Annotated in this window: 22 protein-coding genes; 16 read left to right on the plus strand and 6 right to left on the minus strand. The window is 71.7% G+C overall.

Annotated elements, in window-relative coordinates; translation table 11 throughout:
- The first annotated feature begins 45 nt into the window (after window positions 1–45).
- The 8 genes from AB0472_RS15810 to AB0472_RS15845 all read left to right on the plus strand — a co-directional run bounded on the left by AB0472_RS15810 (window position 46) and on the right by AB0472_RS15845 (window position 11,027).
- Window positions 46–948 carry a TatD family hydrolase gene (locus AB0472_RS15810; protein ID WP_366356897.1) on the plus strand — a complete coding sequence of 301 codons (903 nt, stop codon included), beginning with the start codon at window positions 46–48 and terminating at the stop codon, window positions 946–948.
- A gap of 157 nt (window positions 949–1,105) precedes the next feature.
- Window positions 1,106–2,503, plus strand: a complete 1,398-nt coding sequence (locus AB0472_RS15815; RefSeq protein ID WP_366356898.1) for a ubiquitin-like domain-containing protein — start codon at window positions 1,106–1,108, stop codon at window positions 2,501–2,503.
- A 64-nt stretch (window positions 2,504–2,567) separates the two neighbouring features.
- On the plus strand, window positions 2,568–3,446 hold the full coding sequence (gene rsmA / locus AB0472_RS15820; RefSeq protein ID WP_366356899.1) for a 16S rRNA (adenine(1518)-N(6)/adenine(1519)-N(6))-dimethyltransferase RsmA: 879 nt from the start codon (window positions 2,568–2,570) through the stop codon (window positions 3,444–3,446).
- A complete protein-coding gene (locus AB0472_RS15825) occupies window positions 3,443–4,354 on the plus strand; it encodes a 4-(cytidine 5'-diphospho)-2-C-methyl-D-erythritol kinase (RefSeq protein WP_366356901.1) in 912 nt (303 codons plus the stop codon). The genes rsmA and AB0472_RS15825 overlap by 4 nt, the downstream gene beginning before the upstream one ends.
- A gap of 217 nt (window positions 4,355–4,571) precedes the next feature.
- Entirely contained in the window at window positions 4,572–6,380 is a 1,809-nt protein-coding gene (locus AB0472_RS15830) for an ABC-F family ATP-binding cassette domain-containing protein (protein WP_366356903.1), read from the plus strand.
- A gap of 261 nt (window positions 6,381–6,641) precedes the next feature.
- Complete coding sequence (locus AB0472_RS15835; protein WP_366356905.1) at window positions 6,642–8,384, plus strand: PQQ-binding-like beta-propeller repeat protein; 1,743 nt, start codon at window positions 6,642–6,644, stop codon at window positions 8,382–8,384.
- Between the two features lie 79 nt (window positions 8,385–8,463).
- On the plus strand, window positions 8,464–10,131 hold the full coding sequence (locus tag AB0472_RS15840; RefSeq protein ID WP_366356907.1) for a PQQ-binding-like beta-propeller repeat protein: 1,668 nt from the start codon (window positions 8,464–8,466) through the stop codon (window positions 10,129–10,131).
- Window positions 10,132–10,334: 203 nt separating this feature from the next.
- Window positions 10,335–11,027 (plus strand): response regulator transcription factor, encoded by a 693-nt coding sequence (locus AB0472_RS15845; RefSeq protein WP_366356909.1) that lies wholly within the window; start codon window positions 10,335–10,337, stop codon window positions 11,025–11,027.
- A 59-nt stretch (window positions 11,028–11,086) separates the two neighbouring features.
- On the opposite strand, the gene AB0472_RS15850 is transcribed toward AB0472_RS15845, so the two are convergent.
- A complete protein-coding gene (locus tag AB0472_RS15850; RefSeq protein WP_366356911.1) occupies window positions 11,087–11,401 on the minus strand; it encodes a hypothetical protein in 315 nt (104 codons plus the stop codon).
- Between the two features lie 27 nt (window positions 11,402–11,428).
- Window positions 11,429–13,129, minus strand: coding sequence for a sodium:solute symporter family protein (locus tag AB0472_RS15855; protein ID WP_366356912.1), 1,701 nt, complete (start codon window positions 13,127–13,129; stop codon window positions 11,429–11,431).
- A gap of 125 nt (window positions 13,130–13,254) precedes the next feature.
- Between AB0472_RS15855 and galT the strand changes: the two genes are divergently transcribed.
- The 3 genes from galT to galK are packed head-to-tail and all read left to right on the plus strand — an operon-like array spanning window position 13,255 to window position 16,439.
- Window positions 13,255–14,313 carry a galactose-1-phosphate uridylyltransferase gene (gene galT / locus AB0472_RS15860; protein WP_366356914.1) on the plus strand — a complete coding sequence of 353 codons (1,059 nt, stop codon included), beginning with the start codon at window positions 13,255–13,257 and terminating at the stop codon, window positions 14,311–14,313.
- Window positions 14,313–15,281 carry a UDP-glucose 4-epimerase GalE gene (gene galE, locus AB0472_RS15865; RefSeq protein WP_366356916.1) on the plus strand — a complete coding sequence of 323 codons (969 nt, stop codon included), beginning with the start codon at window positions 14,313–14,315 and terminating at the stop codon, window positions 15,279–15,281. The genes galT and galE overlap by 1 nt, the downstream gene beginning before the upstream one ends.
- A complete protein-coding gene (gene galK / locus AB0472_RS15870; RefSeq protein ID WP_366356917.1) occupies window positions 15,282–16,439 on the plus strand; it encodes a galactokinase in 1,158 nt (385 codons plus the stop codon).
- A 3-nt stretch (window positions 16,440–16,442) separates the two neighbouring features.
- On the opposite strand, the gene AB0472_RS15875 is transcribed toward galK, so the two are convergent.
- Window positions 16,443–16,901, minus strand: coding sequence for a GNAT family N-acetyltransferase (locus tag AB0472_RS15875; protein ID WP_366356975.1), 459 nt, complete (start codon window positions 16,899–16,901; stop codon window positions 16,443–16,445).
- A 261-nt stretch (window positions 16,902–17,162) separates the two neighbouring features.
- Between AB0472_RS15875 and AB0472_RS15880 the strand changes: the two genes are divergently transcribed.
- On the plus strand, window positions 17,163–17,936 hold the full coding sequence (locus AB0472_RS15880; RefSeq protein WP_366356919.1) for a response regulator transcription factor: 774 nt from the start codon (window positions 17,163–17,165) through the stop codon (window positions 17,934–17,936).
- A 634-nt stretch (window positions 17,937–18,570) separates the two neighbouring features.
- Here the strand turns inward: AB0472_RS15880 and tamR are convergent.
- Window positions 18,571–19,068 carry a MarR family transcriptional regulator TamR gene (gene tamR / locus AB0472_RS15885; RefSeq protein ID WP_352366911.1) on the minus strand — a complete coding sequence of 166 codons (498 nt, stop codon included), beginning with the start codon at window positions 19,066–19,068 and terminating at the stop codon, window positions 18,571–18,573.
- A gap of 89 nt (window positions 19,069–19,157) precedes the next feature.
- Between tamR and AB0472_RS15890 the strand changes: the two genes are divergently transcribed.
- The 3 genes from AB0472_RS15890 (at window position 19,158) to AB0472_RS15900 (ending at window position 20,588) form a co-directional block, all read left to right on the plus strand.
- Complete coding sequence (locus tag AB0472_RS15890) at window positions 19,158–19,973, plus strand: trans-aconitate 2-methyltransferase (RefSeq protein WP_366356921.1); 816 nt, start codon at window positions 19,158–19,160, stop codon at window positions 19,971–19,973.
- The gene (locus tag AB0472_RS15895; RefSeq protein ID WP_366356923.1) at window positions 19,973–20,335 is read left to right on the plus strand and encodes a VOC family protein; all 363 of its coding nucleotides are present in this window, start codon (window positions 19,973–19,975) and stop codon (window positions 20,333–20,335) included. Before AB0472_RS15890 ends, AB0472_RS15895 begins: the two co-directional genes overlap by 1 nt.
- A gap of 79 nt (window positions 20,336–20,414) precedes the next feature.
- A complete protein-coding gene (locus AB0472_RS15900) occupies window positions 20,415–20,588 on the plus strand; it encodes a CsbD family protein (protein WP_366356925.1) in 174 nt (57 codons plus the stop codon).
- 27 nt (window positions 20,589–20,615) lie between these two features.
- On the opposite strand, the gene AB0472_RS15905 is transcribed toward AB0472_RS15900, so the two are convergent.
- Window positions 20,616–21,290 (minus strand): TetR/AcrR family transcriptional regulator, encoded by a 675-nt coding sequence (locus AB0472_RS15905; RefSeq protein ID WP_351957297.1) that lies wholly within the window; start codon window positions 21,288–21,290, stop codon window positions 20,616–20,618.
- Entirely contained in the window at window positions 21,287–22,297 is a 1,011-nt protein-coding gene (locus tag AB0472_RS15910) for a fatty acid desaturase (protein WP_366356927.1), read from the minus strand. The genes AB0472_RS15905 and AB0472_RS15910 overlap by 4 nt, the downstream gene beginning before the upstream one ends.
- Before the next feature lie 309 nt (window positions 22,298–22,606).
- Here AB0472_RS15910 and ppc point away from each other — a divergent pair, with 309 nt between their 5' ends.
- On the plus strand, window positions 22,607–25,357 hold the full coding sequence (gene ppc, locus AB0472_RS15915; RefSeq protein ID WP_366356929.1) for a phosphoenolpyruvate carboxylase: 2,751 nt from the start codon (window positions 22,607–22,609) through the stop codon (window positions 25,355–25,357).
- The last annotated feature ends 43 nt before the right edge of the window (window positions 25,358–25,400 follow it).

The following is a 25,400-nucleotide window of genomic DNA, read 5'->3' on the forward strand; positions in this document are numbered from 1 at the left end:
CGGGCGCGGGAACGGCGGGGCATGCCCCTTTCGTAGGATCGGGGCATGCCTTCGAACGCCTCCGGTACGGCTGCCCGTACGGCCGACAAGAACGTGGCGCCGCCGCTCCCGGAACCCCTCCGGGTGCCCGTCGCCGACTCCCACACCCACCTCGACATGCAGTCCGGCACGGTCGAGGAGGGCCTCGCGAAGGCCGCGTCGGTGGGTGTCGCGACCGTCGTCCAGGTCGGCTGCGACATCAAGGGCTCGCGGTGGGCGGCCGACACCGCGGCCGCGCACGCGAACGTCCACGCGACCGTGGCGCTGCACCCCAACGAGGCCCCGCGGATCGTGCACGGGGACCCCGAGGGCTGGTCCAGGCAGGGCGCCCGCGCCGGGGGCGGGGACGCCGCGCTCGACGAGGCGCTCGCCGAGATCGACCGGCTGGCCGGGCTGCCGCAGGTCAAGGGCGTCGGCGAGACCGGGCTCGACCACTTCCGCACCGGGCCCGGGGGCAAGGCCGCCCAGGAGCGCTCCTTCCGTGCCCACATCGAGATCGCCAAGCGGCACGGGAAGGCCCTCGTCATCCACGACCGCGACGCCCACGCCGACGTGCTGCGGGTCCTCAAGGAGGAGGGCGCCCCCGAGCGGACGGTGTTCCACTGCTACTCCGGGGACGCCGTGATGGCCGAGGAGTGCGCCCGCGAGGGCTACTTCATGTCCTTCGCCGGCAACGTCACCTTCAAGAACGCCCAGAACCTGCGGGACGCGGTGGCGGTGGCCCCCCTGGAACTGCTCCTGGTGGAGACCGACGCGCCCTTCCTGACCCCCGTGCCGTACCGCGGACGGCCCAACGCCCCGTATCTCATTCCGGTCACGGTGCGCGCGATGGCCGCCGTGCGGGGCATCGACGAGGACGCGCTGGCGACGGCCCTGGGCGCGAACACGGCCCGCGCTTTCGACTACTGAGCGTGCATGGATCGTAACTGGCGCATAACGTTCGCCCGGGCGTGCCTCTGGTCCGCACGCGACCCTGTGTAGTCGCGCCGCTTTGGAGAGTGACGAACGCTCCGCTAGGTTCTGGGGGCCCGATCCGGACCCGTCTGGCCCTCTGGAGCGTGTCGGCGTGAGCACATCGCAGTACGAGACGTCTGGGGCGTACGACCCCTACGGCGCGCCCGGAGTGCACGGCGCGCAGGAGATGCACGGCGCGCACGACGCCGGAGTGCCGGCCTACGGCACGGCGTACGGGGACGACACCTATCAGCCGGCCTACGAGGCGGCGGCGCAGGTCGTGCAGGCGCACGCCGACGAGCAGGTGCTCCCGCTGCGGGGCGAGCGGCGGGCGGCGGAGGCGCGGGAGGCCGGTGAGCGCGCCGGCGCGGGGCGACGCGCCGCGCGCCGGCGCAAGGCGCGGTACTCCAGGCGCCCCGAGTCCGCCGTACGCCGGCTGCTGCCGCAGGCGCTCGTCGTCGCGTTCCTGGCGGGCGGCACCACCGCGTTCCTCGCCAAGGACAAGGCGATCGAGCTGACCGTCGACGGCAAGCCGCGCACCCTGCACACGTTCGCCGACGACGTGACCGGACTGCTGGCCGAGGAGGGCGTACCGGTCGGCGCGCACGACGTGGTCGCCCCCGCCGCCGGTACCGCCCTGGCCAGCGGCGACGAGGTCGCCGTGCGCTACGGCCGCCCCGTGCGGCTCACGCTGGACGGCCAGCGGCGCGAGGTGTGGACGACGGCCCGCACGGTGGACGGGGCGCTCCGGCAGCTCGGGGTGCGGGCCGAGGGCGCGTACCTGTCCGCCTCGCGCTCCCAGAACATCGGCCGCGCCGGGCTCGCGCTCGACGTCCGCACCGAGCGCACGGTCACGATCCTGGCGGACGGCCGGACCCGGACCATCCGCACCAACGCCGCGACCGTAGGCGAGGCCGTCGAGGAGGCCGGGATCACCCTGCACGGCCAGGACACCACCTCCGTGTCCCAGGGCGGCTTCCCGCGCGACGGGCAGACGGTGACCGTGCTGCGCGTCACCGGCAGCAAGGAGATCCGTGAGGAGACCATCCCGTTCCAGGTGCGGCGGACGGCGGACCCGACGCTGTTCAAGGGCACCGAGGTGGTGGAGCGGGCCGGGCGGCCGGGGCTGCGCCGTGTGACGTACTACCTGCGCTCCGTCAACGGAGTCCGGCAGAAGCCGCACCGCGAGACGTCCGAGGTGGTCCGGGAGGCGCGCGCCCAGCTGATCAAGGTCGGGACCAAGCCGCACCCCGACTCGGTGACCGGCGCGGACGGCCTCAACTGGCACGGTCTCGCCGCCTGCGAGTCCGGCGGCCGCACGCACGCGGTGGACCCCTCCGGGACGTACGGCGGGCTGTACCAGTTCGACACCCACACCTGGCACAGCCTCGGCGGCAGCGGGCGCCCGCAGGACGCCTCGGCCGAGGAACAGACGTTCCGCGCGAAGAAACTCTACGTGAGCCGGGGTTCCACGCCCTGGCCGCACTGCGGGGCGCGGCTGCACAACTGACCGCCGGAGGCCGCCGCACGGGCGACCGGCGGGAGGCGACCGCGGCGGCCCGTACCCTTGTCCCGTGAGCAGCCCCACCCCCGACGCCCTCCTCGGCCCCGCCGACATCCGTGAGCTGGCGGCAGCGCTCGGTGTCCGCCCGACCAAGCAGCGCGGCCAGAACTTCGTGATCGACGCCAACACGGTCCGCCGCATCGTCCGCACCGCCGAGGTCCGCCCGGACGACGTCGTCGTGGAGGTCGGCCCCGGGCTCGGGTCCCTCACGCTCGCGCTCCTGGAGGTCGCCGACCGGGTCACCGCCGTCGAGATCGACGACGTGCTGGCCGGCGCCCTGCCCGCGACGATCGCGGCGCGCATGCCGGCGCGAGCGGACCGGTTCGCGCTGGTCCACTCCGACGCGATGCACGTCACCGAGCTGCCGGGACCGCCGCCGACCGCACTCGTCGCGAACCTCCCCTACAACGTCGCCGTCCCCGTCCTCCTCCACATGCTCGACACCTTCCCGAGCATCGAGCGGACGCTGGTCATGGTGCAGTCCGAGGTCGCCGACCGGCTCGCCGCCGGACCCGGCAACAAGGTGTACGGCGTGCCCTCCGTCAAGGCCAACTGGTACGCCGAGGTCAAGCGCGCCGGCGCCATCGGGCGCAACGTCTTCTGGCCCGCGCCCAACGTCGACAGCGGACTCGTCTCCCTCGTCCGGCGCGCGGAACCGCTGAAGACGACGGCCTCCAGGCGCGAGGTCTTCGCGGTCGTCGACGCGGCGTTCGCGCAGCGCCGCAAGACCCTGCGGGCGGCGCTCGCCGGCTGGGCCGGGTCCGCGGCGGCCGCCGAGGCGGCGCTGGTCGCGGCCGGGGTCTCGCCGCAGGCCCGCGGCGAGGCGCTGACCGTGGAAGAGTTCGCGAGGATCGCCGAGCACGCCGAGCACAGGGAGTCCGGTAAGTGAGCGTCACGGTACGCGTCCCCGCCAAGGTCAACGTCCAGCTCGCGGTGGGCGCCGCGCGCCCCGACGGCTTCCACGACCTGGCCAACGTCTTCCTCGCCGTCGGCCTCTACGACGAGGTCACGGTCACGCCCGCCGACGAGCTGACCGTCACCTGCGAGGGCCCGGACGCCGCCGAGGTCCCCCTCGACCGCACCAACCTCGCGGCGCGCGCCGCGCTCGCCCTCGCCGAACGCCGGGGCATCGAACCGGCCGTGCACATCCACATCGCCAAGGACATCCCGGTCGCCGGCGGCATGGCGGGGGGCAGCGCGGACGGGGCGGGCGCGCTCCTCGCCTGCAACGAGCTCTGGCAGGCGGGCGCCGCCCGCGCCGAACTCCTCGCCATCTGCGCCGAGCTGGGCAGCGACGTGCCGTTCAGCCTGGTCGGCGGCGCCGCCCTCGGCATCGGGCGGGGCGAGCAGCTGACCGTGCTGGAGACCGGCGGCACCTTCCACTGGGTGTTCGCGATGGCCGGGCGGGGGCTGTCGACGCCGGCGGTCTTCCGCGAGTTCGACCGGCTGGCCCAGGGGCGGGACATCCCGCAGCCGGTGGCCTCGGCGGAGCTGCTCGGGGCGCTGGCCAAGGGGGACGCGGACGCGCTGGCCGCCGCCGTCTCCAACGACCTCCAGCCCGCGGCCCTGTCCCTCTTCCCGGAACTGGCCGACACCCTGGACGCGGGGCGCGGGGCCGGAGCGCTCGCCGCGCTCGTCTCGGGCTCGGGGCCCACGACGGCCTTCCTCGCCCGCGACCCGGAGACGGCCACGAAGATCGCCGACGCCCTGCGGACCTCCGGCACCTGCCGCACGGTACGCACGGCCACGGCTCCCGCGCCGGGCGCCACCGTGATCCACCGGGCCACCGCGCCCTAGCGCCAGGCCTGCGCCGCAGCGCCCCTCGGGGCGCTGCGGGTACCCCCGGCCGAAGGCGGGGGGGGGTAGGAGGGAGGGACTGCGCGACCGGCCCCGACGGCGCCGCAGCCGGCATCCGGATGTCGCGGCACTTCGAGCGGGACGCAGGAGCAGAAGGATCACGGCTGACGTCCGACTACCCTGGACGGGCGATCCATCCCCCGTGCGCAGGAGTGAAATGGCCGTCAACCTGGTCAATGTCGAGAACGTCAGCAAGGTCTACGGCACCCGTGCCCTGCTGGACGGCGTCTCGCTCGGCGTGTCGGAGGGGGACCGCATCGGCGTGGTGGGCCGCAACGGCGACGGCAAGACCACCCTGATCCGGATGCTCGCCAAGCTGGAGGAGGCCGACACCGGCCGGGTCACCCACTCCGGCGGGCTGCGCCTCGGCGTCCTCACCCAGCACGACTCCCTGGACCCGGCCGCCACCGTCCGGCACGAGGTCATCGGCGACATGGCCGACCACGAGTGGGCCGGCAACGCCAAGGTCCGGGACGTCCTGACCGGTCTCTTCGGCGGGCTCGACCTGCCGGGCTTCCCCAAGGGCCTGGACACCGTCATCGGACCGCTCTCCGGCGGCGAGCGGCGGCGTATCGCGCTCGCCAAGCTGCTCATCGAGGAGCAGGACCTGCTCGTCCTCGACGAGCCGACCAACCACCTCGACGTCGAGGGCATCGCCTGGCTCGCCCGGCACCTGAGCACCCGCCGCTCGGCGCTGGTCTGCGTCACCCACGACCGCTGGTTCCTCGACCAGGTCTGCACCCGCATGTGGGACGTGCAGCGCGGTGACGTCTACGAGTACGAGGGCGGCTACTCGGACTACGTCTTCGCCCGTGCGGAGCGCGAGCGGATCGCGGCCACCGAGGAGACCAAGCGGCAGAACCTGGTCCGCAAGGAGCTCGCCTGGCTGCGCCGCGGCGCCCCCGCCCGTACCTCCAAGCCGCGCTTCCGGGTCGAGGCCGCCAACGAGCTGATCGCCGACGTGCCGCCGCCGCGCGACTCCAGCGAGCTGATGAAGTTCGCCTCCTCGCGGCTCGGCAAGACCGTGTTCGACCTGGAGGACGTGACCGTCCAGGCCGGGCCCAAGGTGCTGCTCAAGCACGTCACCTGGCAGCTCGGCCCCGGCGACCGGATCGGCCTGGTCGGCGTCAACGGCGCCGGCAAGACCTCGCTGCTGCGTGCCATGGCCGAGGCCGCCCGCACGGAGGGCGAGACACAGCCGGTGGGCGGCCGGATCGCCGTCGGCCGGACCGTGAAGCTGGCCTACCTCTCGCAGGAGGTCGCCGAACTGAACCCGGCCACGCGGGTCCTGGAGGCGGTCCAGCAGGTCCGTGAGCGCGTCGACCTCGGCAAGGGGCGCGAGATGACCGCCGGGCAGCTGTGCGAGACGTTCGGCTTCAACAAGGAGAAGCAGTGGACGCCGGTCGGCGACCTGTCCGGCGGTGAGCGCCGCCGCCTCCAGCTGCTGCGGCTGCTCATGGACGAGCCGAACGTCCTCTTCCTCGACGAGCCCACCAACGACCTCGACATCGAGACCCTCACCCAGCTGGAGGACGTCCTCGACGGCTGGCCCGGCTCGATGATCGTGATCTCCCACGACCGGTTCTTCGTCGAGCGGACCACCGACCGCGTCTTCGCCCTGCTCGGGGACGCCACGCTGCGGATGCTGCCGCGGGGCATCGACGAGTACCTGGAGCGCAGGCAGCGCATGGAGGAGGCGGTCGCCGCCACCGCGGGCGCCGCGGCCGCCAAGCCCGCCACGACCGAGCGGAGCGCCGCCGACCAGCGGGCGGCGAAGAAGGAACTCCAGAAGATCGAGCGGCAGTTGGACCGGGTCTCCGAGAAGGAGACCAAGCTGCACGACCAGATCGCCGCGAACGCCACGGACTTCGCGAAGGTCGCCGAACTCGACGCCCAGTTGCGCGACCTGGCCGCGGAGCGCGAGGAACTGGAGATGCGCTGGCTGGAGTTGGCGGAGGACGCGTAACGGGCGCACTCACCGGCGTGAATCAGCCCTCTTCACGCTCCCGCGCAACCCCCTTGCGCGGGAGGGGTGAAGGGGGCGTGAAGGCGCGTAACGGCGCCATCACGGGCCGGTTCTCCCTTGGGAACAGCGGCAGATGCGGGCCCGTGGGCTGTCGGTGCCGGGTGGTAGAAAGGTCAGTCCGAGAACCGCCTGAGCGCGACCGCGCGTCCGTCGCCGGCCTCAGGCGTGGCTCAAAATCAGTGAACAAGGGGGAGAACGCTGATGACACAGCCGCCCGGCCGGCCGCCGCAGGGCGCTTTCGGAGCACCGCAGGACCAGCCGCCACCGGGCGGCGGCTTCGGCGCTCCGCAACAGCCGCCCGCGCAGGGAGCTTTCGGCGCACCCCAGGGCGGGCCCCCGCTCCCTCCGCAGCCGCCCCACCAGCCCCAGCCGGGGTACGGCTACCCGCAGCAGCCCGCCCCCGGCCCCTACGGCACGCCGGGCCCGTACGGGCCGCAGCCCGGATACGGCTACCCCCAGCAGCAGCCGCAGTACCCCGGCGGACCGGGGATGCCCCCGCCGCCCGGCGGCGGAGGCGGTCGCGGGCCGTTCCGGGGGAAGCCCGCGCTGATCGTCGCGGCGGCGGTGGCCGCACTGCTGGTCGTCGGCGGCACGGTGTACGCCGTGACCAGCGGCGGGCACGGCGGCGGGAAGCCGGTCGCCGGGCAGTCCGACGACCCCAGGGCCTCCGGCGGTCCGGTCGACCCCGGTGACGGCAGCGGCGACGGCGGTGCGGACCCGGAGAACCTCAACGCGGGCCGCAGATCCGGCGAAGCCAAGGTGCTCTGGTACAAGTCGGCACCCGACGCGCCCGCCTCCGGCGCCGACGCACCCGGCATGTGGATCACCGCGAAGACGGCGGTGAAGGCGGCGTACAAGCAGGTCTTCGCCTACCGGGTGGGCACCGGCGACCCGGCCTGGGCCCCGATCACGTTCCCGCAGAAGATCTGCGCGGTCACCCCGCAGAAGTCGGCGGACGACAAGGTCGTCGTGGCCTACATGAGCGGCACCAGCGACCGCGCCAAGTGCAACCAGTTGCAGGAGATCGACCTCGACACCGGTCGGAAGGGCTGGACCGCGACCGTCGCCGACGGCGGTCTGTTCGACAGCGCTCTCAGCATCGAGCTGACGATCAGCGGAAAGACGCTGATGGTGGGCCGTTCCCAGTCCGGCACGGCGTACGACCTCGGCAGCGGCGACAAGCTGTACGACAAGAAGGAGTACGGCGCGTCCTGCTTCCCGACCGGGTTCGCGGGCGGCACGGACCGGCTGGTCCAGGTGGCGTCCTGCGCCGCCGGCGCCCCCGCCGAGCACGACGAGATCTCGCAGCTCGACCCGGCCACCGGCAAGGTCGAGTGGAGCCAGCCGGTCAAGAAGGGCTGGCAGGTCGAGCGCACCTACTCCGTCGACCCGCTCGTGGTCTACATGACCAACGACGAGAAGAAGGCCTGGAACATCTCGGTCCTGGACGCGAAGGGCGCGTTCCGTTCCGAGGTCAAGGTCGACGAGAAGTTCGCCCCCCAGTGCGGCTGGGCGCTCCTCGCCCGTGACCTGCAGGGCTGCCAGGGCGTGGCCGTCGACGCGAACACCCTCTACCTGCCGACGGACGTGAGCGGCGGCGCCAACGAGATCGTCGCGATCAGCCTCACCGACGGCACGGCGAAGTGGCGGGTGAAGTCCCCGACGGACGAGTCGATGTACCCGGTCGAGGTGGCGGGCGGCAGCCTCGTCGCCTACGTGCGGCCGTCGTACGACGCGGGCGGTCAGGTCGTGTCGATCCCGACCGCCGGCGCGAGTCACCGGACCACCAGGCTGCTGCAGAACCCGCAGCACACCGCCGACATCGAGGGCGGCTTCTACGACGGCGCGGTCGACTGGGCCGACGGTCGTTTCTACCTCTCCTCCACACGGCTGACCGGCAGCGACGACGCGAAGGAGAAGCTGATGATGGCCTTCGGCAACTGAGCGGGGTCCGTCCCGGGCCGTCCCGCAGTCCACGCCGTCCCCAGCCGTCGCACGCGCCGTCTTCCGAGGTGTTTCCGCCATGACCCAGCCGCCCCCGCCCCCGCCCGACCAGCCCCCGAACCCGTACGCCCAGCAGCCCGGCTACGGCTACCCGGGCCAGCCGCCCCCGCAGCCCGGTTACGGCTACCCGCAGCAGCCCCCGGCCCCGAACCCGTACGCCCAGCAGCCCGGTTACGGCTACCCGGGCCAGCCGCCCCAGCCCGGCTACGGCTACCCGGGCGGCCGGCCGGGTGGCCCCGGCCCCCGCCGCAACAACGCCGCGCTGCTCATCGTCGTCGCCGCGGTCGTCGCCATCGCGCTGATCGTCGGCGGCGGTATCTGGTACGCCAGATCCTCCGGCGGCGACGGCAGGAAGGACGACACGGCGAACTCCACCGGCGGTGGCACCGGCGGCCGGGGCGCGGACGGCGGTGAGAACGGCAAGGGGACCGAGAAGGTGCCCGCGGACACCACCTCCAAGGTCCTCTTCCAGGTCCCGTTGCCCGCGGCCAAGGACACCACCGTCATCGCCGGCTCCTGGCTCACCGGCAAGGTGTACGCGAAGACCGGCATCGCCCGGATCACCGGCTACGACCGCGACACGGGCGCCACGCTGTGGACGGTCCCGCTGCCCGGCCCGGTCTGCCGCGCCACCTCGCACGTCAGCGCCGACGGCCAGACCGCGGTCGTCTTCCAGCCGAAGATGCCCGCGAAGGGCTCCACGGCCGGCTGCACCCAGGTCGCCGCGATCGACCTGAACACCGGCAAGAAGCTCTGGACCCGTTCGGTCAAGTCCGGCGATGTGCCGGTCAACTTCGACAACGTGACGGTCGCTCAGCAGACGGTCGCGGTCGGCGGCTCCAGCGGCGGCGCCGCCTTCGACCTCGCCTCCGGCAAGGTCCGCTGGCAGCCGAAGGCGGCCGACAGCTGCGACGACGTCGGCTACGGCGGCGGGGCCAAGCTGGTCGCGGTCCGCAGGTGCGGCAGCGGCGACGCGGGCCAGCTGCACATCCAGACCCTCGACCCGGTCTCCGGCAAGGTGCTCTCCGAGTACCGGATGGCCTCGGGCATCGACTACGCCAGCGTCGTGTCGACCGACCCGCTGGTGGTGGCCGCCGACGTCAACAACAGCGCCGGCGACGGCAGCGGCTTCTCGGACGTCTTCTCCATCGACAACAGGACCGGCGCCCTGCGCACCCGCATCTCCACGCCGGGCAGCTCGTACGCGGCCCGCTGCGACGGCATCTACGAACTGGAGAAGTGCACGGGCGTGGTGGTCGGCAACGACCGGCTCTACCTGGCGACCGAGCAGCACGACGGCGACGGGGACTACACGAAGACCAACGAGATCGTCGCCTTCGACCTGGGCACCGGCAAGCAGACCGGCCAGCGCGCCGACGCCGGGGACAACTACACGATCACACCCCTGCGCATGGACGGGCCCGATGTGATCGCGTACAAGAACGCGCCGTACGACAAGGGCGCTCAGGTCGTCAGCATCGACGGCGGCTCGTTCAAGGAGACCAAGCTGCTGGAGAACCCGGCGACCACGGCGGTGAAGGCCGTGGAGACCGCCATGTCGCCCGACTACGCCGAAGTCCGCTACGCCCAGGGACACCTCTACCTGTCCGCCGCGTACGCCCACGCCCCCACGTCCTCGTCGTCGGTGAAGGAGTACCTGGTCACCGCCTTCGGCGCGGGTGGCTGATACGCGCTCTTGACCCTCGAATGCGAGAAAACCCAGAGATTCCTCCGATCCGGGGCACTTCTCATCAGTAGGGGCAGCGCAACGTCGAACAAGCGTGTAGCTTCCGGGGGCATGAAGGACGGGGTGCCGGGGGGCCCTCTGTCCATGCGGACCAGTGGGCATCCATAGTGGGGCATCCATTGGGGGGACTGGGGGGTTGCTCTATGGGAGTGCGGCTCATGGTGGTCGACGACCACCGGTTGCTCGCGGAGGCGCTGGCCTCGGCGCTGAAACTGCGCGGCCACCGGGTGCTCGCGGCGGCGGCACCCCCGGCCGGCGCGGCCGAGCTGGTGATCACACGGGCGCCCGAGGTGTGCCTGCTCGGTACGGCGACACCGGCCGAACCGGGGATCTTCGACCCGGTGGTGAGGATCAAACGGGAGCGGCCGCAGGTCGCCGTCCTGGTCCTGGGCCCGGTGCCGTCCCCGCGGGGCATCGCGGCGGCCTTCGCCGCGGGCGCCTCCGGGTACGTACGGCACGACGAGCGGATAGAGGGCGTCGAGCGGGCCATCATGAAGGCGCGGGCCGGGGAGGCCGCCGTGGCACCCGCCCTGCTCCAGGGTGCCTTCGGTGAACTCCTCAACCCGGCCGCCCAGCCCGACGACGAGGGCCAGCGCCTCCTCCAGATGCTCACCCCGCGGGAGGTGGAGGTCCTGGTCCGCGTCGCCGACGGCGAGGACACCCGCCTCATCGCCGCCGGCATGGGCATCGCCCCGAGCACGGCCCGCACCCATGTGCAGAGGGTGCTGATGAAGCTGGGGGTGGGGTCGCGCCTGGAGGCGGCGGCACTGGCGGCAAGGACAGGGCTGCTGGACCGGGCCGGACCGCTCAACGGCGGAACCGAAGCGCCCCGATAGGGGCGCGGGGAACCGCGCGACCAGCCCCCCCACGCACCCGCAGTCACCACACGACCGAATCAGTCATCGGCCTCTTCCACCGGGGGCACCGGCCGCAGCCAGAGCCACACCAGGAAGAAAACCCCCAGCAACAACATCCCGATCCCGGTCCACAGGTTGATGTTGATCCCCTGTGCCTTGTCGATCTGGGCCTGCGAGTCCGTGATGCCGGTGATCGTGACGATGATCCCGTACAGCACGAACAGCCCGCCGATGATCCGCCGCAGATCGAAGATCCGCGCCGCGGTCGTGGACCGGCCCTCCAGCTCGGTGACCTCGCGCTGGACGTCCTGCTCGGAGTAGTGGAACCCGGAGTGCCCGGAGTCGTCGGTCATGGTCTCTCCATCCTCCCGCGACCGGGACTAGAACGAGAACGGGATGTAGCAGGCGGCGGCCAGGACCACCGCGCCCCAGCCGAGCAGCGCCGGCCGCCGGTACCAGGCCTCGTCGCCGGGTGCCGGCGCCTCCGACATGCCGGGCGAGCGCGTGCCGTAGACGAGCCCCGCGAGTTCCGCCTCCGGCTTGGGGGCGGTGAACAGGGACACGATCACCATCACCACCGCGCCGGCCACGAACCCGGCGATCGCGGAGACGAAGTTGGCGCCCTGGTCGGAGGGGATGCCGATGACGTCCTTCTTGTAGAGGACGAAGTAGTTGACCATCGCGGTCACGGTGCCCGCGAGCAGCCCCCAGAAGCCGGACTTCGCCGAGGCCCGCCGCCAGAACATGCCGACGACGAAGACGACGAACATCGGCACGTTGAAGAAGGAGAACAGCGTCTGGAGGTAGCTCATGATGTTGGAGAAGGAGGAGGCGAGGAACGCCGTGCCGATCGACGCGCAGACGCCGATCGCCGTGATGAGGCGTCCGAAGCGCACGTAGTAGCCGTCCTCCCGGCCCCGCACCACGTACTTCGCCCAGATGTCGGTCGTGAACACGGTGTTGAAGGACGACACGTTGGCCGCCATGCCGGCCATGAACGCGGCCAGCAGCCCGGTCACCGCGATGCCCAGCACGCCGTTGGGCAGCAGCTGCGACATCAGGTAGGGGATCGCGTCGTTGTACTGGAGGTCCGACTTCGGGGTCCCGATGGTCGGCACCAGCGCGGCGGCGACCAGGCCCGGGATCATCACCAGGAAGACGATGAAGACCTTCGGGTAGGCGGCGATCAGCGGGGTGCGCCGGGCGGCGGACAGGTTCTTCGCCGACAGGGCGCGCTGCACCTCGGCGAAGTTCGTCGTCCAGTAGCCGAAGGAGAGGACGAAGCCGAGACCGAGGACGATGGTCAGCCAGTTCGCGCCCAGCGGGTTGACGGAGCCGATGCCGGTGCCGCCCCAGGCGGTCGTGAAGTTGTGGCCGTGGGTGGCGGTGAGCCTGTCGACCAGGCCGTCCCAGCCGCCCACCTTCTTCAGGCCCAGCACGGACAGCGGGATCAGGGCGGCCAGGATCACGAAGAACTGCAGCACCTCGTTGTAGATGGCGGAGGAGAGCCCGCCGAGGGTGATGTAGGCCAGCACGAAGGCGCCGGCCACCACGATCGCCACCCACTGCGGCCAGCCGAGCAGTGCCTCCACGACGATCGCCAGGGCGTACAGGTTCACACCGGCGATCAGAATGGCGGCGAAGGCGAACAGGATCGAACTGAGCAGGTGTGCGGCTCTGTCGAAGCGGAGCAGCAGCATCTCGGGGACCGAGCGGACCTTGCTGCCGTAGTAGAAGGGCATCATCACCAGGCCGAGGAAGACCATGGCCGGGATGGCGCCGATCCAGTACCAGTGCACGGTGTACGCGCCGTACTGCGCGCTGTTGGCGGCCATGCCGAGGATCTCGGTGGCGGCCAGGTTGGCCGAGATGAACGCGAGGCCGGTGATCCAGGCGGGCAGTGACCGTCCGGAGAGGAAGAAGTCGAGGCTGGTCCTCACCGAGCGGCGGGCCGCGAAGCCGATGCCCAGGACGACGGCGAAGTAGATCGCGAGGATCGTGTAGTCCAGGCCGTTGGTCGGGAGCCGCAGCCCCGCGGCGAGGTATGTGGGGGATACGGGGGCATCTGTGGGGTTCTGCACCCAGTAATTCAACACTTTCGTTGTCTCACCTTGATTGATTGCAATGTTGACTGGCGTGGTGAGTTGTGTTTTGGTGTGTTCGGTTCTGTTGGATGGTTGGCTGGCTCGATCAATGGGAGTCCGCAGTGAAGAAGACCTCGACCCGGCTGGCCGACGGTCGCGAACTCATCTACTACGACCTGCGCGACGACACCGTGCGGGACGCGGTTGACCGCCGCCCGCTGGAGCGGACGCACACCACCTCGGAGATCCGCCGGGACGCGCTGCTCGGCGACCGGGTCGCGATCGCCTCGCACCGGCAGGGCCGCACCTACCACCCGCCGGCCGACCAGTGCCCGCTGTGCCCGACCCAGGGCGAACGGCTGAGCGAGATCCCCGACTCGTCGTACGACGTCGTGGTCTTCGAGAACCGTTTCCCCTCGCTGGCCGGCGACTCCGGGCGGTGCGAGGTGGTCTGCTTCACCTCGGACCACGACGCGTCCTTCGCCTCCCTCACCGAGGAGCAGGCGCGGCTCGTCCTGGACGCGTGGACGGACCGGACCTCGGAACTGTCCCATCTCCCCTCCGTCGAGCAGGTGTTCTGCTTCGAGAACCGCGGCGAGGAGATCGGCGTGACGCTCGGTCACCCGCACGGCCAGATCTACGCCTACCCCTTCACCACCCCGCGCACCGCCCTGATGCTGCGTTCCCTCGCGCAGCACAAGGAGGCCACCGGCGGGGAGAACCTCTTCGACGCCGTGCTGGAGCGTGAACTCGCCGACGAACGGGTCGTCCTCGAGGGTGAACACTGGGTCGCCTTCGTGCCCTACGCGGCACACTGGCCCTACGAGGTCCACCTGTACCCGAAGCGCCGCGTCCCCGACCTGCTCGGCCTCGACGAGGCGGCGCGCTCAGAGTTCCCCCAGGTTTATCTGGAACTCTTGAGGCGCTTCGACCGTATCTTCGGTGAGGGTGAGCCTCCCACGCCCTACATCGCCGCCTGGCACCAGGCGCCGTTCGGGACGCTGGAGGAGTTCGACGGTGTCACGCGCGATGATTTCGCGCTGCACCTGGAGCTTTTCACCATCCGCCGAACGTCCGGCAAGCTGAAGTTTCTCGCGGGTTCCGAATCAGGCATGAGTGTGTTCATCAACGATGTGCCGCCGGAGCGCGCGGCCGAGCGACTGCGAGAGGTAGCGAGTTGATGAAGTACCTGGTGACGGGCGGGGCGGGATACGTCGGCAGCGTGGTCGCCCAGCACCTGCTGGAGGCGGGCCACGAGGTCACCGTCCTCGACAACCTGTCCACGGGCTTCCGCGAGGGCGTCCCCGCGGGCGCCGCCTTCGTCGAGGGCGACATCCGCGACGCCGCCAAGTGGCTGGACCCCTCCTACGACGCGGTCCTGCACTTCGCCGCGTTCTCGCAGGTCGGCGAGTCCGTCGTGAAGCCCGAGAAGTACTGGGACAACAACGTCGGCGGCACCATGGCGCTGCTCGGCGCGATGCGCGAGGCCGGCGTCCGCAAGCTCGTCTTCTCCTCCACGGCGGCCACCTACGGCGAGCCGGAGCAGGTCCCGATCGTCGAGACCGCCCCCACGCAGCCGACCAACCCGTACGGCGCCACCAAGCTCGCCGTCGACCACATGATCACCGGCGAGGCCGCCGCGCACGGCCTGGGCGCGGTCTCCCTGCGCTACTTCAACGTGGCCGGCGCGTACGGCGCGCAGGGCGAGCGCCACAACCCCGAGTCGCACCTGATCCCGCTGGTCCTCCAGGTCGCCCAGGGCAAGCGGGACGCGATCTCCGTCTTCGGCGACGACTACCCGACGCCGGACGGCACCTGCGTCCGCGACTACATCCACGTCGCCGACCTGGCCGACGCCCACCTGCTGGCCCTGACGGCCGCCAGGCCCGGCGAGCACCTGATCTGCAACCTCGGCAACGGCGAGGGCTTCTCGGTCCGCGAGGTCATCGAGACCGTCCGCCGGGTCACCGGCCACCCGATCCCCGAGGTCGTGGCCCCGCGCCGGGGCGGCGACCCGGCCGTCCTGGTCGCCTCGGCGGCCACCGCCCGCGAGAAACTGGGCTGGAACCCGACCCGCGCGGACCTCGCGGGGATCGTCGCGGACGCGTGGGAGTTCGCGCAGCACATCAGCGCAGCAAGGGAGCAGTAAGTGGGGGCACCAGCACAGGTGAGGGACGTCTTCGAGGAGCTGTACGGCACGGCTCCCGACGGCGTCTGGGCGGCGCCGGGCCGGGTCAACCTGATCGGCGAGCACACCGACTACAACGACGGCTTCGTGATGCCGTTCGCGCTGCCGCACGTGGCGACGGCCGCCGTCGCCCGGCGCGCCGACGGCGTGCTGCGGCTGCACTCCTCGGACGTCGAGGGCGGGGTCGTCGAGCTCGCCCTCGACGCCCTGGAGCCCGGCACCGACCAGGAGTGGACGGCGTACCCGGCGGGCGTGGTCTGGGCGCTGCGGGAGGCCGGTCACCCGGTCACCGGCGCCGACGTCCACCTCGCGTCCACCGTGCCGACCGGCGCCGGTCTGTCCTCCTCGGCGGCCCTGGAGGTGGTGATCGCCCTCGCCCTCAACGACCTGTTCGAACTGGGCCTGCAGCGCTGGCAGCTGGCCCGCCTGTGCCAGCGCGCGGAGAACGTCTACGTCGGGGCGCCGACCGGCATCATGGACCAGACGGCGTCCGCCTGCTGCGAGCAGGGCCACGCCCTGTTCCTGGACACCCGCGACCTCTCGCAGCGGCAGATCCCCTTCGACCTCGCGGCCGAGGGCATGCGCCTGCTCGTCGTCGACACCCGGGTCAAGCACGCGCACAGCGGCGGCGAGTACGGCAAGCGCCGCGCGGGCTGCGAGAAGGGCGCGGCCCTGCTGGGCGTGGACGCGCTGCGGGACATCGCCTACGACGACCTCGACGCGTCGCTCCGGCGTCTCGGCGACGAGGAAGAGGTGCGGCGCCTGGTCCGGCACGTGGTCACCGAGGACCACCGCGTCGAGCGCGTCGTCGCCCTCCTCGAAGCGGGCGACACCCGTGCCATCGGCCCGGTCCTCACCGAGGGCCACGCCTCCCTCCGCGACGACTTCCAGGTCTCCTGCCCCGAGCTGGACCTGGTCGTGGAGGCGGCGAACGCGGCCGGTGCGCTGGGCGCCAGGATGACCGGCGGCGGCTTCGGCGGCTCGGCGATCGTCCTCGCGGAGGCGGCCGACGTCGACACCATCGCGAAGGCGGTCGAAGAGGCCTTCGCGGCGGCCGGGTTCAAGGCCCCGCGGGTCTTCGAGGCGGTGCCGTCGGCGGGCGCCCGACGGGAGAGCTGAGGCTCAGCCCAGCCGCTTGACCAGTGTGTACTCCGTGATCCCCGGCGGGTAGTCGGGGATCACGCACACCACGTCGTACCCCTGCTTCCGGTAGAAGTCGGGGGCCTGGAAGTCCCAGGTCTCCAGGCGGGCCGCGGTGCAGGCGCGGTCGGTGCGGGCGATGCGTTCGGCCTCCGCGAGCAGGCTGCCGCCGAGGCCGGTGCCGCGGTGCCGGGCGTCCACCCAGAGGTAGGTGACGTGCAGCCAGGACGCCCAGCTGTGCCCGACCAGACCGCCGGCCATGTCGCCCGAACCCTCGTCCATCGCCCACAGGTGCAGCGGCACTTCGCGTTCGGCCGGGGTGCCGCGCAGGGCGGCCAGGACCGGAGAGGCCGCCGTGTTGGTGGCCAGCAGCCGCGCGCGGAGCAGATCGCGTCGTTCCTTGTCGACTTCCGCCTCAATACGAAACATGCGGCACACCATAAACGCGTCGGCCGGGCAGTTCTGCAAATTGCCTTCCGCTCACGGCGACCGGTCGTACTCTGATGAGCAGTGCCGGTGGGGGCCGGCGCTGATCAGGGGGCGAGACAAGTCGGATACGACGCCCGCGGTGGGGGTAGCAGTTCAGGCACGGCGGCGGCCGTGCGGTTCCGTCCTCCCGCGGGTGTCGTGCCCGCACGGTTCGTCGTTCTCCGGACCTTGGGGTATCCCCGGCTCGTGAAGAGCACTGGGGAAGGGGGTTTCGTGGTTCGCATCCGAGTCCTGGTCGTCGACGACCACCGCATCTTCGCCGAGTCGCTGGCCGCTGCACTGGCCGCCGAGCCCGACGTCGACGTGTCCGCGGCCGGCAGCGGTCCGGCCGCGCTGCGCTGCCTGGAGCGCGCGGTCGCCGAGGGCCGCCGCTACGACGTGCTGCTCGTCGACGCCGATCTGGGCGGTCAACTGCCGGGCGGCCGGGCGGCCGTGCCCGTGCAGGAGGCCAACGCGGAGGGGCTGGTCGACGGCATATCGCTGGTCGCCGGGGTCCGTTCGGCCCATCCGGCCGTCCGGGTCGTCGTCCTCGCCGAGAAGGACGACCCGCGGCGCGCGGCCCTGGCTCTGCAGGCCGGCGCCTGCGGCTGGGTCGCCAAGGACTGCTCGCTCTCCCGGCTGCTCAACGTCATCCGGGGCGTGCTGCGCGACGAGACGCATCTGCCGCCCGCCCTGCTCACGGGCGTGCTGCGGGAGCTGACCGCGGCCCGTAAGCACCGCACCGAGAGCGAGCGCCTGGTGGAGTCCCTCACGCCGAGGGAGCGCGAGGTGCTCCGGTGCATGGTGGCGGGCCTGGGGCGCAAGGCGGTCGCCGAGCGCCTCTTCCTGTCCCCGCACACCGTCCGCACCCACATGCAGAACGTCCTCGGCAAACTGGGCGTCCACTCCACCCTGGCCGCGGTGGCGCTGGCGCGCAGGGCCGGGGTCGGCCCCGTCGATCTGGGGACCGCCGGACGGATCATGCCGGAGGAAAGCAGCAGCGCCTGACAAGCGTCCCGCAGGGGGCGCGGGGAACTGCGCGGCCAGCCGCGACGGTGTCGCAGTCGGTGGAGTCGGAAGTCCGGGGCTTCCGGGCGCAGTCAGCCGTGCGGTCCGGCAGCGCCCTGCAGGGGGCGCGGGGAACTGCGCGACGAGCCGCGACGGTGTCGCAGTCGGTGGAGTCGGAAGTCCGGTGCTTCCGGGCGCAGTCAGCCGTGCGGTCCGGCAGCGTCCCGCAGGGGGCGCGGGGAACTGCGCGGCCAGCCGCGACGGTGTCGCAGTCGGTGGAGTCGGAAGTCCGGTGCTTCCGGGCGCATTCAGCCGTGCGGTCTGGCAGCGTCCCGCAGGGGGCGCGGGGAACTGCGCGGCCAGCCGCGACGGTGTCGCAGTCGGTGGGGTCCGAAGTCTGGTGCTTCCGGGCGCATTCAGCCGTGCGGTCTGGCAGCGCCCTGCAGGGGGCGCGGGGAACTGCGCGACCAGCCACGACGGTGTCGCAGTCGGTGGGGTCCGAAGTCTGGTGCTTCCGGGCGCATTCAGCCGTGCGGTCCGGCAGCGTCCCGCAGGGGGCGCGGGGAACTGCGCGACCAGCCACGACGGTGTCGCAGAGGGAAGACGCCCCGAAGCGGCGGCTCCAGCGGAGCGCCTAGCCGGGGATGTTGTCGAACGGCGCCGTCAACTGCCGTAGCAGCCCGGCGAGTTCGGCCCGCTGTGCGGGGGAGAGCTCGCCGAGGATGGCGCGCTCCTGGTCGAGGAGGCCCGCCAGGGCCTGGTCCGCGCGGTCCTGGCCCTCGGTGGTGAGCCGGACCAGCACCCCCCGCCGGTCGCTCGGGTCCGGCAGCCGCTCGACCAGGCCCTTCTTGGCCAGCCGGTCGATCCGGTTGGTCATCGTCCCCGAGGTGACCAGGGTCTGGGTCAGCAGCTGCCCGGGGGAGAGCTGGTACGGCGTGCCGGCGCGCCTGAGCGCGGTGAGCACGTCGAACTCCCAGGGCTCCAGACTGTGCTCGGCGAAGGCCAGCCGACGTGCCCGGTCCAGGTGCCGCGCCAGTCGGCTCACCCGGCTGAGCACCTCGAGCGGTTCCACGTCGAGGTCCGGGCGCTCCCGGCGCCACGCAGCGACCAGCCGATCGACCTCGTCCTCCATGGCGATCAGTGTAGTGGTTGTGTCGACATGAAGTCTCTTGATGTCGAGTCTCTTGACATCAAGATATCTGCCCGGGGAAGGTGGAGCACATGACGACTCCTGCCTGGGACCCCGCCCAGTACCTCCGCCACTCCGGGCACCGCGCCCGCGCCTTCGCCGACCTCCTCGCCCACGTTCCCGCCCTCCCCGGCGACCCCCCGGCCGTCGCCGACCTCGGCTGCGGCCCCGGCAACGTCACCGCCGTCCTCGCCGACCGCTGGCCCACCGCGCGCATCACCGGCTACGACAACTCGGCCGCGATGCTCGACCGGGCCGAGGTCGACCACGCGGGCCCCACCCCCGGCGGCGGACGCCTCGACTTCGCCCACGCCGACCTGCGCACCTGGGCACCCGACGGGCCGTACGACCTGATCGTGTCCAACGCGGCGCTCCAGTGGGTCCCCGGTCACCTCGACCGCTTCGCCGACTGGCTCGACGCGCTCGCTCCCGGCGGCACCTTCGCCTTCCAGGTGCCGAACAACATCGACGCGCCCCTGCACGCCCTGATGCGCGAGCTCGCCGCCACGCCCCGCTGGAAGGCCCGGCTCGCCGACGTGCTGCGCCACGAGGACTCCGTGCACCCGCCCGCCGTCTACCTCGACCGGCTCGCCCGCCTCGGCTGCGCCACCGACGTCTGGGAGACCACCTACCTGCACGTCCTGCCGGGCGAGGACCCCGTCCTCGACTGGGTCAAGGGCACCGGGCTGCGCCCCGTCCTCACCGCCCTCGGTGACGACCCCGAGGCCCGGGACGCCTTCGTCGCCGACTACCGCGACCTGCTGCGGGAGGCCTACCCGAGCGCCCCCTACGGCACGCTCCTGCCCTTCCGCCGCCTGTTCGCCGTCGCCCGCAGGGAGGACGCCTGATGCTCACCGCCCTCGATCACGTCCAGCTCGCCGCACCGCCGGGCTCGGAGGACCTGCTGCGCGCCTACTACGCCGGTCTCCTCGGCATGACCGAGATCCCCAAGCCGCCCGTGCTCGCGGCGCGCGGCGGCTGCTGGTTCCGGGCCGGGACCGTCCACCTGCACCTGGGGGTCGAGGCCGCCTTCCGGCCCGCCCTCCAGGCCCACCCGGGACTGCGCGTCACGGACATCGACGCCTGTGCCGAACGCCTCGAAGCCGGCGGCGCTCCCGTCACCTGGGACCACGACCTCCCCGGACACCGCCGCTTCTACTCCCAGGACCCGGTCGGCAACCGTCTGGAGTTTCTGGAACCGGTGGCCTGAGCCGCCGTTTGCCACGGCCCGCTTCCGGTTACCCGGGGCAATGACCCCACGCACCTATCCGCTTCAGGAGGGATCGACGGTGTCAGGACACCAGAAGGCCAAGGGCAAGAAGGAACAGATCAAGGGCAAGGCCAAGGAGGTCACCGGGCGCGCCACGCGTGACGTGCCCATGGAGGCCGAAGGACGCCTGGAGCAGTCGAAGGGCGACGCCCGCCAGGCCAAGGAGAAGATGAAGGACATCTTCAAGCACTGATGCGCATCCTGCGCGGCACCGCAGGGCTCACGCCTTGCGGTGCCCTATCAGCCGCGGCTTCTGCTCCAGGCCGTCCAGGCCGTGCCAGGCCAGGTTCACCAGGTGGGCGGCGACCTCCGCCTTCTTCGGGCGGCGCACGTCCAGCCACCACTGGCCGGTCAGCGCCACCATCCCCACCAGCGCCTGCGCGTACAGCGGGGCCAGCTTGGGATCGAAGCCGCGGCTCTTGAACTCGCGGCCCAGGATGTCCTCCACCTGGGTCGCGATGTCCGAGATGAGCGAGGCGAAGGAACCCGTCGACTGCGGGATGGGGGAGTCCCGGACCAGGATCCGGAACCCGTCCGTGTACTCCTCGATGTAGTCGAGCAGCGCGAACGCGGCCTGCTCGCACAGCTCCCGCGGATGACCGGCCGTGAGCGAGCCGGTCACCATGTCCAGCAGGCGCCGCATCTCCCGGTCGACCACCACCGCGTAGAGCCCCTCCTTGCCGCCGAAGTGCTCGTACACCACCGGCTTGGACACCCCGGCCTTCGCCGCGATCTCCTCCACCGACGTGCCCTCGAACCCCTTCGCCGCGAAGAGGGTGCGGCCGATCTCCAGCAGCTGCTGGCGGCGCTCCGCCCCGGTCATACGGGTACGACGCGCCCGCCGCTGCTTGTCGGTACTGGGGGTGCTGGAGTCGGTCGCCACGGCGTCAATCATGCCGCCTTCGCGGCCTCCGCCCCCTGCGGGGAGCCGCCTTCCCCGGTGTTGCGGCGCGAATCGATACGTGAGCGTGACGGCCAGCGCACGTCGTACGCCCAGCCCAGCTGCTCGCACCAGCGGATGATCCGCGCCGACGAGTCGACCTGCCCGCGCTCCACGCCGTGCCGCGCGGACGTCGGGTCGGCGTGGTGCAGGTTGTGCCAGGACTCGCCGCAGGACAGGACCGCCAGCCACCACACGTTGCCCGACCGGTCCCGGGACCTGAACGGCCGCTTGCCCACCGCGTGGCAGATCGAGTTGATCGACCACGTCACATGGTGGAGCAACGCCACCCGGACGAGTGACCCCCAGAAGAACGCCGTGAAGGCACCCCACCAGGACATCGTCACCAGTCCGCCGATCAGCGGCGGCAGCGCCAGGGAGAGCACGGTCCAGTAGATGAACTGCCGGGAGATCGTCCGGATCGCCGGGTCCTTGACCAGGTCCGGCGCGTACTTCTCCTGCGGAGTCCGCTCTTCGTCGAACATCCAGGCGATGTGCGCCCACCACAGACCCTTGATCAGTGCCGGCACGGTCTCGCCGTACCGCCACGGCGAGTGCGGGTCGCCCTCGGCGTCGGAGAACTTGTGGTGCTTGCGGTGGTCGGCCACCCAGCGCACCAGCGGGCCCTCCACCGCCATCGACCCCGCGATCGCCAGCGCGATCCTGAGCGGCCGCTTCGCCTTGAAGGAACCGTGGGTGAAGTAACGGTGGTAACCGATGGTCACACCATGACAGCCGAGATAGTAGAAGAACACCATCAGGCCCAGGTCGAGCCAGCTCACCCCCCATCCCCACGCCAGTGGCACCGCCGCCAGCAGCGCGACGAACGGCACGACGATGAACAGAAGCAGGGTGATCTGCTCCAGCGAACCTTTCCGCTCACCCCCCAGGGTGGCGGACGGGGTCGCGGTGTCGGCCGCCTTCCGGGGGTCTTCGATCACATCGGAATGAGAGGAGGTCATGCGCGTCCCCTGTGGGGTCGAGGGTCTAGAGATGCGCCGATCCGCGGTGACCGAACGGGACGGCAAAGGAGCTTCCCTACGGTTCCGTAACCTACGGCGACGTAAGTATGGCAGCGGGGCGTCTCACGGCAAGAGCCCCAGCACCTGCGCGTCCTCATGGACACCTATCCTTGGAGTCGGTCGGACAGCGCGGTCCGCTCTGTTTCCTTCCCTGATGTCCGGCCGCTATGCGGACAGGCGCCACCCTGCCGCCCGGCCGACGGACGGGTTCCCTCCAGACGAGCTTCAACACTGCAAGGAGCCGCACCTGTGAGCAGTGCCGACGACCAGACCACCACGACCAGCAGTGAACTGCGCGCCGACATCCGCCGGCTGGGCGACCTCCTCGGCGAGACCCTCGTCCGCCAGGAGGGCCCCGAGCTGCTGGAGCTCGTCGAGAAGGTCCGCCGCCTCACCCGCGAGGACGGCGAGGCAGCCGCCGAACTGCTGCGCGGAACCGAACTGGAGACCGCCGCCAAGCTGGTCCGTGCCTTCTCCACCTACTTCCACCTCGCCAACGTCACCGAGCAGGTGCACCGCGGCCGCGAGCTGCGCGCCCGCCGCGCCGCCGAGGGCGGCCTCCTCGCCCGCACCGCCGACCGGCTCAAGGACGCCGACCCCGAGCACCTGCGCGAGACCGTGCAGAACCTCAACGTCCGCCCGGTGTTCACGGCGCACCCCACCGAGGCCGCACGCCGTTCGGTCCTCAACAAGCTCCGGCGCATCGCCGCGCTCCTGGACACCCCGGTCATCGAGTCCGACCGCCGCCGCACCGACATCCGCCTCGCCGAGAACATCGACCTGGTCTGGCAGACCGACGAGCTGCGCGTGGTCCGCCCGGAACCCGCGGACGAGGCCCGCAACGCCATCTACTACCTGGACGAGCTGCACGCCGACGCGGTCGGCGACGTCCTGGAGGACCTCACCGCGGAGCTGGAGCGGGTCGGCGTCAGGCTCCCCGACGACACCCGCCCCCTCACCTTCGGCACCTGGATCGGCGGCGACCGCGACGGCAACCCCAACGTCACCCCCCAGGTCACCTGGGACGTCCTGATCCTCCAGCACGAACACGGCATCAACGACGCCCTGGAGATGATCGACGAACTCCGCGGCTTCCTCTCCAACTCCATCCGCTACACGGGTGCCACGGAGGAACTGCTGGAGTCCCTGCGGGCCGACCTGGAGCTGCTTCCCGGGATCAGCCCCCGCTACAAGCGCCTCAACGCCGAGGAGCCCTACCGCCTCAAGGCCACCTGCATCCGGCAGAAGCTCACCAACACCAAGCAGCGCCTGGCCACCGGCACCCCGCACGAACCCGGCCGCGACTACCTCGGCACCGCCGAACTCATCGACGACCTGCGCCTGATCCAGACCTCCCTGCGCGAGCACCGCGGCGGCCTGTTCGCCGACGGCCGCCTGGCCCGGACCATCCGCACCCTCGCCGCGTTCGGCCTCCAGCTCGCCACCATGGACGTCCGCGAACACGCCGACGCCCACCACCACGCCCTCGGCCAGCTCTTCGACCGCCTCGGCGAGGAGTCCTGGCGCTACGCCGACATGCCCCGCGAGTACCGTGCCAGGCTCCTCGCCAAGGAACTCCGCTCGCGCCGGCCGCTCGCCCCAACCCCGGCCCCCGTCGACGCGGCCGGCGCCAAGACCCTCGGCGTCTTCGAGACCGTGAAGAAGGCCCTGGAGATCTTCGGCCCCGAGGTCGTCGAGTCCTACATCATCTCGATGTGCCAGGGCGCCGACGACGTCTTCGCCGCCGCCGTCCTCGCCCGCGAGGCCGGGCTGATGGACCTGCACGCCGGCTGGGCCAGGATCGGCATCGTGCCGCTCCTGGAGACCACCGACGAGCTCAAGGCCGCCGACACCATCCTGGAGGACATGCTCTCCGACCCGTCGTACCGCCGTCTGGTGGCACTGCGCGGGGACGTCCAGGAGGTCATGCTCGGCTACTCCGACTCCTCGAAGTTCGGCGGCATCACCACCAGCCAGTGGGAGATCCACCGAGCCCAGCGCCGGCTGCGCGACGTCGCCCACCGCTACGGGGTGCGGCTGCGCCTCTTCCACGGCCGCGGCGGCACCGTCGGCCGCGGCGGCGGCCCCTCCCACGACGCCATCCTCGCCCAGCCCTGGGGCACCCTGGAGGGCGAGATCAAGGTGACCGAACAGGGCGAGGTCATCTCCGACAAGTACCTGATCCCCTCCCTCGCCAGGGAGAACCTGGAGCTGACGGTCGCCGCCACCCTGCAGGCCTCCGCCCTGCACACCGCCCCCCGCCAGTCCGTGGAGGCCCTGGCCCGCTGGGACGCGGCCATGGACGTCGTCTCCGACGCCGCCCACGCGGCCTACCGCCGCCTGGTGGAGGACCCCGACCTGCCGACGTACTTCCTCGCGTCGACGCCGGTGGACCAGCTCGCCGACCTGCACCTGGGCTCCCGGCCCTCCCGCCGCCCCGGCTCCGGCGTCTCGCTCGACGGCCTGCGCGCCATCCCCTGGGTGTTCGGCTGGACCCAGTCCCGGCAGATCGTCCCCGGCTGGTTCGGCGTCGGCTCCGGGCTCAAGGCGCTGCGCGAGGCCGGCCTGACTGCAACATTGGGAGGAGAGGGCGTCCTCGACGAGATGCACGAACAGTGGCACTTCTTCCGCAACTTCGTGTCCAACGTCGAGATGACCCTCGCCAAGACGGACCTCAGGATCGCCCAGCACTACGTCGACACCCTCGTCCCCGACGAGCTCAAGCACGTCTTCGACACGATCCGCGAAGAGCACGCCCTGACCGTCGCCGAGGTCCTGAAGATCACCGGCGAGGCCGAACTCCTCGACGCCACCCCGGTCCTCAAGCAGACCTTCTCGATCCGCGACGCCTACCTGGACCCGATCTCCTACCTCCAGGTCACCCTGCTCAAGCGCCAGCGCGACGCGGCGGCGGCGGGCGAACCGGCCGACCCGCTCCTCGCCCGCGCCCTGCTCCTCACGGTCAACGGCGTGGCGGCGGGCCTGCGCAACACCGGCTGACGCCGGCCGGCCGGACATGACGGTGCCCCCGGGGTCGTACACC

It is taken from the genome of Streptomyces sp. NPDC086777 (assembly GCF_040702065.1).
Classification (GTDB): Bacteria; Actinomycetota; Actinomycetes; order Streptomycetales; family Streptomycetaceae; genus Streptomyces.

Bases quoted from the DNA above. Each gene is read 5' to 3' on its own strand.
- AB0472_RS15810 (WP_366356897.1), top strand. From the start codon at position 46: ATGCCTTCGAACGCCTCCGGTACGGCTGCCCGTACGGCCGACAAGAAC.
- AB0472_RS15830 (WP_366356903.1), top strand. From the start codon at position 4,572: ATGGCCGTCAACCTGGTCAATGTCGAGAACGTCAGCAAGGTCTACGGC.
- AB0472_RS15835 (WP_366356905.1), top strand. From the start codon at position 6,642: ATGACACAGCCGCCCGGCCGGCCGCCGCAGGGCGCTTTCGGAGCACCG.
- AB0472_RS15840 (WP_366356907.1), top strand. From the start codon at position 8,464: ATGACCCAGCCGCCCCCGCCCCCGCCCGACCAGCCCCCGAACCCGTAC.
- AB0472_RS15845 (WP_366356909.1), top strand. From the start codon at position 10,335: ATGGGAGTGCGGCTCATGGTGGTCGACGACCACCGGTTGCTCGCGGAG.
- AB0472_RS15850 (WP_366356911.1), bottom strand. From the start codon at position 11,401: ATGACCGACGACTCCGGGCACTCCGGGTTCCACTACTCCGAGCAGGAC.
- galE (WP_366356916.1), top strand. From the start codon at position 14,313: ATGAAGTACCTGGTGACGGGCGGGGCGGGATACGTCGGCAGCGTGGTC.
- AB0472_RS15875 (WP_366356975.1), bottom strand. From the start codon at position 16,901: ATGGTGTGCCGCATGTTTCGTATTGAGGCGGAAGTCGACAAGGAACGA.
- tamR (WP_352366911.1), bottom strand. From the start codon at position 19,068: ATGGAGGACGAGGTCGATCGGCTGGTCGCTGCGTGGCGCCGGGAGCGC.
- AB0472_RS15890 (WP_366356921.1), top strand. From the start codon at position 19,158: ATGACGACTCCTGCCTGGGACCCCGCCCAGTACCTCCGCCACTCCGGG.
- AB0472_RS15895 (WP_366356923.1), top strand. From the start codon at position 19,973: ATGCTCACCGCCCTCGATCACGTCCAGCTCGCCGCACCGCCGGGCTCG.
- AB0472_RS15905 (WP_351957297.1), bottom strand. From the start codon at position 21,290: ATGATTGACGCCGTGGCGACCGACTCCAGCACCCCCAGTACCGACAAG.
- AB0472_RS15910 (WP_366356927.1), bottom strand. From the start codon at position 22,297: ATGACCTCCTCTCATTCCGATGTGATCGAAGACCCCCGGAAGGCGGCC.